The sequence below is a fragment of the Chamaesiphon polymorphus CCALA 037 genome (assembly GCF_003003845.1).
GTDB lineage: Bacteria > Cyanobacteriota > Cyanobacteriia > Cyanobacteriales > Chamaesiphonaceae > Chamaesiphon > Chamaesiphon polymorphus.
The window spans coordinates 1-15761 of record NZ_PVWO01000087.1 but is presented as its reverse complement, the minus strand read 5'-3'; the positions used below and the strand labels follow the sequence as shown (position 1 = coordinate 15761).

General features: G+C 43.2%; 6 protein-coding genes. 3 read left to right on the top strand and 3 right to left on the bottom strand.

Features of this window, described 5'->3' with window-relative positions; genetic code table 11:
• The first annotated feature begins 105 nt into the window (after positions 1-105).
• Positions 106-2058: a DNA/RNA non-specific endonuclease gene (locus tag C7B77_RS09230; RefSeq protein ID WP_181243781.1), complete on the top strand. Its 1953-nt coding sequence runs from the start codon at positions 106-108 to the stop codon at positions 2056-2058.
• 58 nt (positions 2059-2116) lie between these two features.
• On the opposite strand, the gene C7B77_RS09225 is transcribed toward C7B77_RS09230, so the two are convergent.
• The 3 genes from C7B77_RS09225 to C7B77_RS09215 form a co-directional block, all read right to left on the bottom strand.
• On the bottom strand, positions 2117-2647 hold the full coding sequence (locus tag C7B77_RS09225; RefSeq protein WP_181243780.1) for a pentapeptide repeat-containing protein: 531 nt from the start codon (positions 2645-2647) through the stop codon (positions 2117-2119).
• A gap of 250 nt (positions 2648-2897) precedes the next feature.
• A complete protein-coding gene (locus C7B77_RS09220; RefSeq protein ID WP_106303193.1) occupies positions 2898-3266 on the bottom strand; it encodes a hypothetical protein in 369 nt (122 codons plus the stop codon).
• Positions 3267-3275: 9 nt separating this feature from the next.
• Complete coding sequence (locus C7B77_RS09215) at positions 3276-3818, bottom strand: hypothetical protein (protein WP_106303191.1); 543 nt, start codon at positions 3816-3818, stop codon at positions 3276-3278.
• Positions 3819-4048: 230 nt separating this feature from the next.
• On the opposite strand from C7B77_RS09215, the gene C7B77_RS09210 reads away from it, so the two are divergent.
• Complete coding sequence (locus C7B77_RS09210; protein ID WP_106303188.1) at positions 4049-9043, top strand: putative Ig domain-containing protein; 4995 nt, start codon at positions 4049-4051, stop codon at positions 9041-9043.
• 56 nt (positions 9044-9099) lie between these two features.
• A complete protein-coding gene (locus C7B77_RS09205; RefSeq protein WP_106303185.1) occupies positions 9100-15729 on the top strand; it encodes a dockerin type I domain-containing protein in 6630 nt (2209 codons plus the stop codon).
• The last annotated feature ends 32 nt before the right edge of the window (positions 15730-15761 follow it).

The following is a 15761-nucleotide window of genomic DNA, read 5'->3' as shown; positions in this document are numbered from 1 at the left end:
CTTGCCTCTGTTTGGAATTTTCCTCATTTTAGCAAGCAACCAAGTAACCCTAATTTTTAATCTTGACACTGCACTAGTAATCCTATTACTGCGATTTACGATCGTTTGGGCGAACTGGATATTGCTAATTTGCTAGGCTCTGCTACTGCTGCTTTACCTTGGTTCAATCGCGAGGGTAGCGGTCAGGGTTGGGGTTATTCTGTGTTGGGTGGCAGTAAGGCTAGACGTCCCAACACGAATGTGAATAATGTACCTAAAGTACCTGTAAGTTGGGATAATACACTCCAGGCGCGTTCTCGTGGTGATTTTGCGGTACCGACACTGTTTAATGGCAATTTTGATGCGAGTTTTGAGCCACCAGCGGCTACTCTCAATCCTTTAAACAGTTCGCTTCAACGCAATCAAGCTCCAATCTTTGGCTCGACTGCGGTTGCGGGTTGGTCTTTCCGTAATAATACTGGTCTAACTTGGGAGGATGGTGCTGCTTCGACTCAGAGTTTGGTCGATTGGAAGGATATTCCGACCTTTGCTGCTCCAGGGGGTTATCTCTCAAAACTAGGCATCGATTCTACTGCGGCTGATTATCAGCCTAATTATGCGATCGAGTTGAATGGGGGAGACAGTATTACTCATAATCGCTTTTTAGTGCCTGATTGGGGTGCCTTACGATTTGACTTGCATGTTCCCGATCCTGCTATTGATGATAACACTGGCTACCCTTCTGTTCCTGTTCTTGGCACTGGGACTGTTAAGGTCTATATTAACGATACGGAACTCAAAACATCAGCGTATCAAGGAGTATTTCCAAGCATTAGATCTCAAAATAAACTTACGTTCGATTATCCAGCCGTCGATCTGCGGAAGTTTGACTCGACCTTACTAAGTGGAATTAATCCTGCTCAGTTTGAGGCTCAATCAAACAAGATTGATTTTGCTACAGAGGGATTTCAAACTTTTCAGGTTGATATTCCGAATTATCTTCGTGGTCAAGTTGCGACGTTAAGATTTGAAGTTGAATTTGAAGCAAGTAAAACAGTCTATTTAGATAACGTTTTCTTTAAGAGCGAACATTTATTATTTGGTAATCCTCAATCATTAATTGCCGATCCTAGCGATCCTAGCAACAATTTTCATCAAGAAGCTAGAAAAAGCCAAGATACTCCACCACCAAATAGTGGTTTACCTGGAAACAGTCCAGAAATACTAAATCCTTCACAGGAACCCAATACCTTTAGAAATAATTATCTGATTGAGAGACCGCAATACTCTTTGTCTTACAATGATGAGCTAAAGACTTTAAATTGGGTAAGTTATAAATTAAATAAATCTTGGCTTGGAGCACCACAATCAGTAACCCCTAAAACTTATCCTAGAGACCCTCGTTTACCTTTCTTGACTAATAATATTATTGATGATGGAGATATTAAAAATACAAGTAGTTATAGCAAAGGTCATATGACGACACGCTCTCATCGGGATCGTACCAAACAAGACTATTTTTCAACATTTTTAAGTAGTGATATTTTACCTCAACCATTGAATAAACCAAATAATACAGATCGATGGACTGAGTTGGAAAAGTATTTACGAGTTCAAGCAGATCTAGGTAAGGAAGTTTATATTGTTTCTGGTCGTGATGGAAAAGCTCCCGATACAGTAAATGGAGGCGATCTTTGGTTGCCTTCAAATACAAATCAAAGACTCAGTGTTCCTAACTCTGTTTGGAAAGTAGTGTTAATTTTAGATCGTCCTGGCATGGGAATTGCCGACGTTAATCAAAATACTCTTGCTTTTGGTATTCATCTACCTAATACTTTGGTTCTCGATCCAATTACAAATCAATTAATTGGTCGAGATCCAGATAAATTCTGGGAACGAGATTTTCCAACTTTAATTGATGGAGTTCAGTATGGATTATTCAATATTGATGAAATCGAAAGCAGAACAGGTTATAATTTCTTCTCTAATATTCCTGAAGACATTCAGAACATAATTGAGAGCAGAGATGTAGGTTCTCAAACTAGCCCTGCTGTTGATACTATCAGAGCAAAAATATAGTATGAAACCCGATCCGCTCATGACTAGCAATTCTGAAGATGAAGATAAATCTTCATCTTTATTCGGAGATATCGCAGATAGTTCCATCGGGCATAGTAGTATGCCAGCAAAAATTACCAGTATGAATACCACACAGAGCAGATTTGAAAATACTGGAGCCTTTAAAATTAGCACAAACCAAAACTGAATTACTAAAGTAGTTAATAGTAGTATTAATAAATAAAGTATTAGTAGCATCGACCAAAGTCAGATCGGCTCCATCGAAATTAGCCCCTCCGCAACCAGCTTGAACCAAGCTAACGGAATAAAGATTAGCTCCTTTCAAGACAGTGTTTACAAGAGTGGCGCAAAACAAACAAGCACCAAAGAGATCGGCTTCACTTAGATCGGCATCAGTTAATATAACATCTCGCAAATTAGATCCACGCAGGCTGATACCTCGCAAATCAGCACCTTCAAGCCCGTGGATCTCCCCCGAACCATCATAAATATTCCTTTGGGGGTCGCGAATCAATTCAATCCCATTGAAGTTACGCTCCCCAGCAGCATATCGTTCTAACAATTCTATAGCAGTTATCTTCCAAATCACGATTCAACCTCGAATTATCTAACACAACTCCAGTCTACCTTAGCTACATACTGGAACCTCTCCATCAATAATTAAGGAGTAAAGAAAGTAGATCTGATATTCGATCGATATTAGCAGACTCGATCGCGAACAAGATCGTAAACATGGTAACTCGATCGAGGGAACCAACGATCGAGTAATACAGCTCCATAAATATCGATCGCAAATTCAATAATGCCAGAGCCAATCCGAGTATTAGGCGATTCTCTTGTCAGAGAGGCTGCGCCAACGAATTGATGTCTAATTCGAGAAGAGCCGCAACTTCTTTAACGCTGAGTCCTTTGTGCAAAAGTTTAGCAGCGATTTCTATTTTGCTATCTTCTTTAGCTTTTTGATAAATCTCGTCGTGGGTGAGTAGATCGAGCTGTCGCTCTACTGGTTGTAGTCGATCGCGTAGCGTTCGCCGTGCGAAATCGCTTTCTTCAGAGAGCGAACTGTTTTTACTTCCATTACTTTCGCCCTCCTCTTCTTCAAACAATTCTGGACAAAATTTATCTAAATTAGCACGAAACTCTTCAGGTGTAACAGTGGCAAAATGATGTTCGAGTATTTCTGTAACTTTAGCTATGTCGATCGCCATCTTAACTCCTCAAATTTCAATTAATTGAGACTCAATAATTAGCTCTGGATCTCTGATGGCAATCTGGACGTGTGTTAAGTCAAAAATTGCCGAGTCAGGAAATAAGCGTTCTCCTTCAACGAAGGCTGCTCTTACTGCTTTTATTTGTTGTGTTTGTAAGGCAATAAATTCAATGCTGTAATTAAAAAAGGCACAATCTAAACGATGAGCTTTCGAGCGTTCTGGGTTTTGTTTAGGTAGAGGTTGCTTTGTATCGCGGTACTGCTCCACAAAAGCATTATAGACGTTTTTGAGCAGGGGTTGCCAGCCGATATCGAACAGATCGATGCAATTATCTAGATGGATACGGGAGCAGATAACGGCAGGGTCTTTAGGATGTTGTTGAGTTGCCCATTGTCTGGCTCTAAGCGGGGCATCTTGAAAAAAATATATCCCCGTCCCCAACCAATCGTAGTCGTTATCGCTAGCCCGAAAACCTGTGCTGAGAATGGCTGCGGCTCTTTCTTGACTGGTACCATGATAGCCAAGTATTTCAATCGGTTTGTTTGTCATCGAGCTTTCGATCTCATCGGTTGTAACTCATTTACTGCATCGGTTTAGTATCGACAATATCATTAAATTAGCCGCAGGTTTAGATCGATACTCAAACCATTAAGAGTACCATCGATGCCGTCGCGCCGACGACGACTTTAACTACTACTAAGACGGGTAACGATTACCTGGTTAAATGGACGAGCGTTGACGATGCTACTGGCTCTGGTATTAAGTCTACTACTGTCTATGTGTCGATCGACGGTGCCGATTACCAAGTATGGCAGCAAGATCTTACCACCACCCAAGCAACATATACCGGAATTGCCGGACGCACCTACGAATTCCTCGCCCTATCTACCGACAAATCGGGTAATATCGAGCAGCAAGTACTACTGCGGGACTTAAGTGGGAACGATAATACTGGCGGCGGCGGCATTGCGAATGGTGGCGGTAACAATACACCACCTGCGATAACTACCAATCCGATTTTCACTGAGGCGCAACAACAGTTACTCGCGAGTGTTAATACTACTAAACCGAGCGAATTCTTGCAGGTAATTCGTCCGTTTACCAGCAGCACCTTCGTTAAGAATATCGCCACTAGTGAAGCTGGCATCGGCGCACTCGCATTGCTGTCACTTGCCGATGGTACCTTCCTTGCCAGCGGTGGAGCCAATCGCGGCGACTTATATGCCATCGATAAACTGGGCACCAAACGGTTAATTAACACCCTCTCCGAGCCGATTTTCGACTTAGCACAAGATGCTAACGGTACCATTTGGGCGACAACAGGCGGTGGAGCCTTAATTCAAATCGACCCTCAAACCAGACAAATTGTCAAGCAATTTGGCGATGGCATTACGCAAACTTTAGCAATTAATCCGACTACGGGATTACTGTATCTATCTTCTGGTGATGGGATCGAAATCTTCGATCCGATTAAGGAAACTTTCAGACATTTTAGCAACAGTCGTGTCGATAGTTTAGCATTTGCTAATGATGGTAGTTTGTGGGGTACCTCCTGGGCGACACGCGGCGATATCTTCAAGTTTAACCCCAGTACCGGACAAGCTAAGGTAATAGTGAGTTTGGATAATCCACTCGATTCGATCGCCTTTGGTATTAAAGGTAGTAAACTCGAAAATATCTTATTTGCCTCCAGTAACGATGGTAAATTATTTGCGATCGATCTCAACACATTTAAATCCACAATTATCGCCAGCGGCGGCAAACGCGGCGAGAATATCGAAATCACCACTGACGGGAAGATTTACCTCTCCCAAGGCAGTCATATCGATGTCATCAAACCACTCTTACCACCCCAGATCTTAGCAGTCAATCCACTACCAGGATCTACTCTCATCCTTCCGCAGTCGGAGATTCGGATTAGTTTCGACGAAGCCATGAATGCGAGTAATGCTCGCGCGAATGCGACTCTATTTGCCAACTCCGTCGTCAATCCGAATAACTATACCTTAAGCGGCGACAGACTCGGTAATATTAACATTCAATCGGTTACTTATGATGCTAGCGCACAAGTAGCGATCGTTAAATTCAACACCTTAATTCCCGATAATTATCAACTCAAAATCTCAGACCGAGTTAAATCCGAAGCAGGCTTAAACTTAGCCACTCCATACCAAGATAACTTTACAGTATTTGGCGACTTTGCTAGCGTCGTCGATCTTAAATTTAGCAGCGCGCGCGCCGACAGATTAAATCAGACAATTTCTTACGACGTCAGCTTAGAGAACAAAACCGAGCGCGATATCACTTTACCCCTACTGTTAATGTTAGATCCGCAGTTGGGGGTAACTGCCAAACCACTAGACGGACGCCAACAAGATGGTAATTATCTGATTGATTTGAGCTTGACTTTACCGGATGGGAAACTTAAAGCCGGACAGAAAATTACCAGTCGGACGTTAACTATCGATAACCCCGATAAGATTAAAGCTGACTTTGCTGCTAGTATTTATGCAATTCCCACTGGTAGTCAATCGCCATTAATTAATTCGACTCCGATTACTACGGCAAAAGTTGGCGATGTTTATCGCTATCAATTAGCGGCGACGTCTGTTAATACCAGTACTAATTTGGGTTATTTATTAACCAGCGCACCGACGGGGATGTCGATCGATCCTACCACTGGTTTAATTAATTGGTTACCGACAGCGACTAGTAATGCGGATACGCCGATTAGTGTGCGGGTGTATGATGCTCAGGGGGTATATAGCGAGCAATCATATCGACTGAATGTCAGCGGTGGCAATCATAGTCCACTGTTTGCCGGGTTGGCTACTGTTGTTACTGGTGCTGAGGGACAGAAGTTAGAGATTAAGGTGAATGCTAGCGATTTAGATAGCAGTCAAACCTTGCAATATTGGGCGAATAAACTACCTGGTGGTGCGACATTTAATCCCGATACTCATATTTTGAGTTGGACGCCGAGCGATGGTAGTGCGGGGACTTATAATGGGGTGGAATTCTTCGTCTCCGATGGGATTGAAACTGTCAGCCAGACGGTGAATATTATCATTGCTGCGACTAACCAAGCTCCATATCTGCAACGTCCTGTCGATCGTACCATCCGCGAAGGCGAGACGGTTAAATTTAAATTAAATACGATCGATCCCGATAGCCCTAACTTAACTTATAGCAGTAAATATCTCCCCACTGGCGCAATTTTCAATCCAAATACGGGTGAATTTGAATGGACGCCTGACTACACTCAAGCAGGCGACTATAACGTTGGCTTTACCGTTTCTGATGGTAACAATCAGTCCTTCGCCCTCGGCGCGATTAAAGTTCTCAACGTCAATGCCGCACCGATTTTTGATAAATTAGGCAATTGGGAAATTCAGGCAGAGAAAACCCTCAGTTTTAATGCCCTGGCTACCGATCCCGATCGCCCGATCGATGGTAACCTCACTTATACAGTTGCCAATCTGCCTACAGGTGCCACCTTCAATGCCGCTACGACTGAATTTAAATGGACGCCTAGCCGCTTAGATGCTGGCACCTACGATATTACCTTTACAGTAACCGATGATGGCGATGGTACGGGCGAGCCAAAAACTACTACCACTATCGTCCCGATTAAAGTTGTCAATTTCAATCGTCTGCCAACAGCTACCCCGATTGCCAATCGCACCCTCCGACGCGGGGATGTTGTGGATATTCCCGTGGTATTTAACGATGCTGATGGCGATAGTTTGACGCTCACCGCTGCGGGGTTAACTGGTTATAATCTCCCTGATTTTGCCATATTTATCGATAACGGTAACGGTACTGGCATCATCCGACTCACACCAGACAAGAATACAGATGCAGGTAACTACGTTCTCAATCTGACGGCAACTGAGAATCGCCCGATTAGTTTGGGTGAAGCCAATAGTTACACTACCAACCTCGTCATCCAAATCGACGCACCCAACGATGCGCCCAAATTAGCACCGATTCCCGACAGCGTAGCGGTAGTTGGCGAGAAGCTAGAATTTACCATTCAAGCCAAAGATCCCAACCAGGATAACCTTACCTTTACCACCTCCGGCTTGCCTGCCGGGGCAACGATTACACCGAGTGCCATCTACGGTAAAGCCACCCTCTCGTGGACTCCTACACTGGCAGATATCGGTAACTATCCCATCAGCATCACCGTCACCGACAGCGGCAATCCCACACCCGACACCCCAGCCTCGACACCCCTCAGTAACACCCAAACCTTTAATCTAGTCGTGCGTGCGAATAATACCGCACCGCTACTGAATATTATCGGCAATAAATCGATTGCCGAAGAATCGACTCTCACCTTCCAACTGACTGCCAGCGATCTCGATGGTGACAGGCTCAATTATACTGCTACTAACATGCCCACAGGTGCGGTATTAAACGCTCGCACTGGCGTATTTAGTTGGCAACCAACAGCGGGACAAGCAGGTGTTTATCGGATCGAGTTTACTACTAGCGATGGTAACAAAACAAGTAATGAAACGATCGATCTTACTGTCAACCGTACCAACCACAATCCGATCCTCACGCAGTTACCGCTCCAACGTGGGTTAGAAAATGACCTCCTCAAATTTAGCCTCGCAGGTAGCGATGTCGATCGCGATACACTAGTTTATACTATTCTAAGTGTTGCCAAAGATGGTGTCGCATTACCGATTCCCACTGGGACTTATTTAGACCAAAATACTGGCAGATTTGCTTGGACGCCTAACTATAATCAGGCGGGTGAATATACGTTTAAATTCGCCGTCATCGATGCTTATGGCGCGCAGGATACTAAAGATGTCAATGTCCTGATTGATAACGTCAACAGACAACCGACACTGAGTATTTCCAACCGCGCGACTACTCTGGGTAACGAACTCAAATTTAATGTCAACGGCAACGATTTAGATATTGGGACTCAACTAGTCTATAGTGCCGAAGACTTACCACCGGGTGCGACATTAGATGCCACTAAGGGCGAATTTAAATGGAATCCCAACCCCGGACAATTAGGCGACTATACCGTTAAATTTACTGTCAGCGACGGTACGCTAACTGCATTCAAAGCAGTGGTAATTAGTGCTAAAACTAGCATCGCTGCCCCGGTAATTACAGTCGATCTCACACCTAGTTTCCCCGTCATCCCCGGCCAAAAAGTAGTTGTCAATACCCTGGCTGATAGTATCGCCGATATTGCAAGTATTCAGGTAAAAGTAGATGGTAGTTTAGTCGATACCTTTAAATATAATCCATCCCGTAATGGTGGTAGTTTTGAATTTAAATCTACTCAAACTGGCCGACATAGTTTAGAGATTACCACTACCGATGTCGATGGTCGCAGTAGTAAGATCGATCGAGTAATTAAAGTTAAAGATGTCCGCGATACACTCGCGCCAGTCGTCGAATTAGGATCGGGATTAAATAGTGCCAAACTGACTGCCAATACTCAGATTATCGCCAAGATTGCCGATACCAATCTCGATGAATGGAAACTCGAAATTGCCGAACTCGGCACCGATAATTATCGCACTCTCAATAGCGGTAATAATCCGACAGTTACGAGTTACGAGTTACCAGTTACGAGTTACCAAAATGGTTTCTACGAACTACGTTTAACTGGTACCGATATTAGCGGACGTACTAGCATTGCGACATCCCAAATTGAAATAAATACCGCAACTAAACCCGCCGTTACGACACAAACACGGGCAAATGGACATTTAATACCGATAGTAATATCCAACTGAATCTTACCCCCACACCCGACACCCCACACCCGACACCCCTCGAAGCTGGTACTCGGTTGTACTTAACTACCCCGACAGGCGAACGAGTCGGATTTACCTTCGCTCCTGTCAGACAGCAGATAACTGGTGCGGTTTACTATACGCCTAAATGGATTGCTGACGCTGGTGTAAACTATACCCTTCAATCGGTTGACGCTAAATTGACATCCGCTGGTGGTAAGTTCTACGAACTGACTTCCGGAACTGCCTACAACCCTGCCAATGGTAGCTTTAACGGTACTGAATATACCCTAACTGCTGCCGATGGTACTCAGTACCTTCTGGATTCTAAACAAGGTTTGGTTGGGCAAATTGCCGCCAATGGCACCAAATTAATCTACAGCGATAGCGGAATTACCCTTTCCCCTCTCTCCCCCCAATTTGTTGGGTTCGTCAAAGACAAAGCTGGCAAAATTACCGAAATTACCGCACCCGACGGCACTCAATTGACGTATGAGTATGACACCCAAGGGCAGCTCGTATCCTTACGCAATAACGCCACGGGTAAAGTCCAATCCTTTGGTTACGATGCTACCGGACAATTACAAGCGATCGTCGGCGATACTAGCGTGGTTATCGATTCTACTACAGGTACCACCCGTCCGATCGAGGCTAATTTACTGGGAATTGCGAATCTCAATGGTAATCCGCTTACCACTACTACCGCAGCCACTCAAACCTACTCATTTAACGTCCAACAATCCGAACTCAATACCATCACCAGTCAGACGCTACTGATTGGCGTAGAAGGGGAAGGTACCAGCCAAATTAATGGCATCAATCCTGTTTATACCAGAGGAAATTATCGAATTTTTGCCGTCGATAAAGCTGGAATCAACCTCTTAGATATTTCCAATCCCCTATTACGAGTTACGAGTTACGACTTACGAGTTATTGGCGATATTAATGGCGATAGTAAAGTCGATGGCATCGATTCGCAACTATTAACTAATGCTTTTACTCAACCATTCGACACCAAATTCGATCTCAATCGCGATGGCGTAATTAACGCTTTAGATCTGCAATTACTCGGCGGTAATTATGGCTTTGTTGCTACAGGAAAACAGCCGAGCAACCCCACTCCGACTAAAATCGGTACCGTGCGGACGACACCATCGGGGATTACGCTCCTTGAAGGGACGGGATTAGTCACTCAGATGACAAAATCGATTGAAATCGTTCGCGAAGCGTCCCCTCTGGGGAATCGAACTCCAGGCAAAACTCAGTTCGTTTCATTCGACATCAATCCAGCCTTCGATTTAACAGATCGCACTTCAATTATCGGCGATCGATTTGCCGTTTATCTAATCGATCCTACCACCCGTCAGACAATACTCGATCGGGGCGAACGCGGCACCTCCCTATTCTCACTTACGGGTAAAACCGCCGAATACGCCACCGGATTGGTTACCTATAATGGTCAAAAAGTCAAGATCGACCTCGGCAGTCTGACTAATGTTAATAACGCCGAACTAGTCTTCCAGTTAATTAATACTGACAATGATGCTAGCGGTATTATCGATATTAGGAATATCGCTAGCGTTAGTTCGCCCAATCCTACAGGTACTTTACTCGATCGAGTGCCAAATCGCGCTACTATCGGTACCGCAATCGACTTAACTAGCTATACTCCTACCACAGATGCCAAATTAATCCTGACTAACGCTCGTGTCGATAGCAGTACAGGTAAATATATCGCCGATCTCCAAGTTCAAAATACTGGTATTACTCCGCTCCCACGGAATTTAGCCGTACTTTTCCCAGACTTACCAGCCGGAATTTCTCTAGTTACCAAGTCTGGTGAAACGGGTGCAGCCATTCCCTATATTAATCTCCAACAAGCGATCGGCATTGGTGGATTATTAAACGATGAAACATCTGCCATCGTTCGAGTAATATTTGACGATCCGAGTTTAGCGCGATTACCACTCAAAGCTGTCTTCCTCGCAGGCGCACAGGATGTGGCACCCACGCTCCAAGCACTAGGAACAATAAATCTCAAGCCGGGACAAGTATTCAGCATTCCCCTAATCGCGTTAGATCCCAATGGGGCACCGATTACAATCTCTGTCGATAGTAAAGATCCACTGCCTACAGGTACACTCACTGGCGATAATACCCTCCAATTTACCCCAAGACCCGACCAGTTAGGTACCTACACATTTAAATTAATTGCCAAACAGGGAAATCTCACTACTAGTGAGACTGTTACCCTCAATGTTATCCCCGACACGGTTACTACTACCCGACTATCGGGGAAAGTCAATCGGGACACAACTACGGCTCTGGCTGGAGCAATCGTCGAAATCGGTGGGGTGCAGACTACTACGAATGCCGATGGTAGCTTTGCATTGACACTCCTCGATAACACTCCCACCACTGTCAAAATTAACGGTGTCGCCCAACAATTATCCCTACTCTTGGGACATCAACTATATGCAGGTGCTGATAACCAAATCGCTGCGATTATCTACGCACCGACTATCGATACTAGTGCCACTCAAATTAGCGGTACCACAGTCACTAATAGCAACCTCCCCAAAGTATCGCTGCAATTGCCCACCACATTTGCTGGAATTGGGATTGGATCTGTCATCCCCGCACTCGTTCCGGATGAACTATTTACAACTGGCACCCCACAACAGATCGTAGCCGTAACTTTGGGCGGTACGCAGTTAACCGCACCCGCACGTCTGACAGTTGCTAACGACTTTGCCGTCGCACCAGGAACGGAGATGGATCTATGGAAAATCGACCCCAATACAGGTGCCGTAGTTAAAGTTGGCAGTGGCAAAGTCAGTACCGATGGCAAACTCATCGATACCGTTAGCGGTGGTATTACCAATACTGGTTGGTATTACTACGTGCCCACCCCCATCGCCCAACAATCGCCCGACGATAACTCCTTCAACTATACTCCCACTCTCGATCTGCCAGCGGCTACCGTGCCGATTAACTCCGAAGCCAATTTATTAACTGGTAAAGTTACCGATAGCTATCAACTTCAAGGTTATCAAGCATTAGGTGCCAATCGGAGTCTTCAACTCGGTTACTCCTCGACTCGTGCCAACCCTTACGAGCTAATTAACTTTGAGTACAAAGCATTTAAAGGTAGTTTGCATGACGGTTTAGTTGCCAAACTCATCGTCAAGAATGGTGAATTTGCAATTTATGGTGCGACAAATACTTGGAATTTCGACACACCTCCTACCGATAGTCCCGTTCAAGCTGCCATCCAATTCGATCGCACTGGGCTAAAAACGGGTATTTATGATTATAGATTAACTATGGGATTGAGGACTGCTAGTTATCTCGACTCCATTCAATCTCAAAATCAGGTTTTAGGTAGTTTTGTTCATATCAATCCTGCCGATACTCCCTTTGGCGCAGGCTGGGGTTTAGCTGGCTTACAACAAATCTTTAAGAAACAAACCTTAGCTAGCAGCTCGTTGTTATTAATCGATGGTAATGGTACCGAACAAGTATTTTACGCTAGTAAACGCGATCCATTGGCTAATGAAATTACATATCTATCTGCATCTGGAGATCCCTCTGAATTTATCGAGCGCGACGATGGTAGTTTCCAAAGAACTCTAACAGATGGTAGTGTTTATGAATTTACAAGTGATGGTAAATTAGATAGCGTTAAAGATCGTCATAATAATACTACTACTTATATCTACGATCCAATAACTGGCATTATCACAAGTATAATCGATCCTGTTACACTAACCACTACATTTATTAATGATGGTAACAGAATTACCGAAATTAAAGATCCATCTGGTAGATCTACTTTATTTGAATACGTTGATGGAAATCTAACTCAGATAACCGATCCAGATGGTAGTGTCAGTAAGTGGGAATATAATGGCAAACATTTAATCGAAAAATCGATCGACAAACGCGGTAATGTAGGCGAAGACTTTTACGATGCATACGATCGAGTCAAAGGAGCTAAACGCAAAGATGGCTCGGAAGTTCGGTTCTACGATCCCGTACTTCCATCAGTTCCCGGATATGTTCTCTCTGCTGACAATTTATACAGTTTCGTGCGGAGTGCGATATCGACATTAGTGTCCAATAGTACCATTAAACCAACGATTAACTCGATCGATGGTGAAGGTAATATCACAAAAATTGAGTTAAATAAGTTCGGACAGACATTAAAAATTACCGCACCAGATGGACAAACTACTCAAACTAATGCTTACGATCGACGTGGTTCGTTAATTCAAAGTACTGATGAGTTTGGTAATAAAACATCTTATCGTTATAACGAGCGCAATCAAGTAGTTGAAATTGCTTATGGCGATAAGCTAAGTAGTTTTGACGACGATCTAAAACTGTACGGCAATGAATCCGATCGATATGTCAATCCTACAGGTATCGCTCAAATCGGCTATATCAATAATACAGTTCCAACTACCGATCCGACAACTGGATTGCCAGTAAGTATTAATAATAAATTCTTAGTTACTGCTGACAAGCTCGGACAAATTAATGTTCGAGAACTCGTCTCTAACGGAACGGTTGCACCTGCCAATCCATTGCTATCTTTCTCGTTGAAGCAGAAGTTGGCAGAGAAGCTTGTTGTTAAAAATGCAGATAAGATAAACGTTAAAAAGCTATTAATAGATGACTTTAATGGTGATAGTAAACAAGATATTGCAATTGGGTACGATCGCGAGTCGATTACTACTAACTTGGGAACTTTCTTAAACCCATTCCTCAATAGCTTCACCACTAAAAACACTGCTAACGTTGCTATTTTTACTGGCAATGGTTTTGGAGGATTTGAATTCAAGAGTAATAGTGTTATCAATCCCTCTAGTATTTTTGGCAGTTTTCAATTTGAAGTTGCCGATCTCGTAGCTGTTGACTTTAATGGTGATGGTAAAAAAGATCTGGCTGCTGCAAATTATGTCAATCCATTTACAGATGATTGGAGTGGTGCCAATAATTATCATCTCTATATGTTGACTGGCGATGGAACTGGTGATTTTAAAGGAGCTAATGATAACGATCGCACCAACCGCGCACTTAAAGTCTTTAACTCTCAGAACTATCCTGGTTTATTAGCAGTTAGAGAAGTCTATAGTCGCAATCAATTAGTTGTATCGAGCTTTGTCGATGGTAATAATGCCAAGATTAACATCTATGACGTTAATGCAAATGGTGGTCTGACGATCGTTCAAACTTACGATTATGCTGGGCTAATTAACGATCTAAAAACCGCCGATCTCAATGGCGATGGTATAGATGAAATTATCGTTAATTCCAATCGTCTGACGGTAATCGATCCAATTACTAGTACGCAATATGATTCTGATTATCTGACTCGAAACGATGGTTTCCGCAGTTATATTACAGTTGCTGATGTTGATGGAGATACTGTAAAAGATGTTGTTCTAGCGAATGATAGTCAAACTGTTAAAGTATTCTTAGGCAATTCTACCAATCGCTATAAGTTTAGTACTGCACCCCAAATTTCTAAGGGCACTTCGGCTCCACGGGGTGTAATTGTTGCCAATTTAAATACCAATAACGATCTCAAACAGGATATTATTATTGGTGATGCTTTTAGTGGGATCGATGTTAAATTACAGTTCGATCCGATCGCTGTAGGTGATGTCGTTCGTCAGTTATTTAAATACGATCCTAATTTTGGTCAATTGATAGAATCGACTGATGAAGAAGGTCGAGTTACTAGCTATACATTAAATTCAGAAGGGGATGTTACTGAGGTTAAGCGTGGTACTGGTGGCTTAAATGTTACTAAGTTTGAATACGATAATCCTTATGGCTTAGTAACTAAAGTCATCGATCCAGATAAATATTTTACCAGCACGACATATGATGGTTTTGGACGAGTAATAGAAGTCAAGCAGGGGACTGATAACGTTCCATCAACTACTACCACGATCTCAACGCTTACTTATTATCCAGATAATACTGGTAATGTCAGCACGAAAACAGATGGTAATGGTAAAACTACTGAATATACTTATAAACCAAATACCAACTGGATCGATCGCGAAACATACGCTGATGGATTGGGTTATAGCGACTATCAATATTATGTAGATGGATTGGTAAAATCTGTCATTAGTAGCGATGGTTACGGGCAAGAATTTACTTATGACGGATTGGGAAAAGTTCTCACTGCGATCGATCGCACGGCTAAAGGTAATATCCTGCGGACGAATGCTTACGATCTTGCTGGTAATCTTAAAGAGGTAACTAGTATAGTTAATAGTGCTCCTCAGACAACTCGCTACAACTACGATTCGCGCAATCGTTTAACCAGGGTAGATAATTTTGATAGTTCGTATCTGGAGTATACATACGATACAGGTAGTCCGAATACTAAAACGAGAGATGTCGATGGGACTACGACTGAATATACTTACACTACGGCTGCTAATGATAGCCGTCTGCGACTGACAAATGTCAAAAAGCAAATCGAGGGTAGTAATTATCAAACTACTGCATACACATATAAGAAAGACTTGCAAATCGACACGATGATAGATAGTGTCGGCAAGAAAACTATATATGAATATGACGATTTAGCTAGAAAATTCAAAGTTACTCAAGAACTAGTACTGAGCGGCGTAAATAAAGCCAGTATTTCAATCACATAACGGTTTGCCTTTGTAAGTCCACTTAAAAGGCT

Excerpts from the sequence above, each read along its gene's own strand:
- C7B77_RS09215 (WP_106303191.1), bottom strand. The coding sequence starts at position 3,818 with ATGACAAACAAACCGATTGAAATACTTGGCTATCATGGTACCAGTCAA.
- C7B77_RS09220 (WP_106303193.1), bottom strand. The coding sequence starts at position 3,266 with ATGGCGATCGACATAGCTAAAGTTACAGAAATACTCGAACATCATTTT.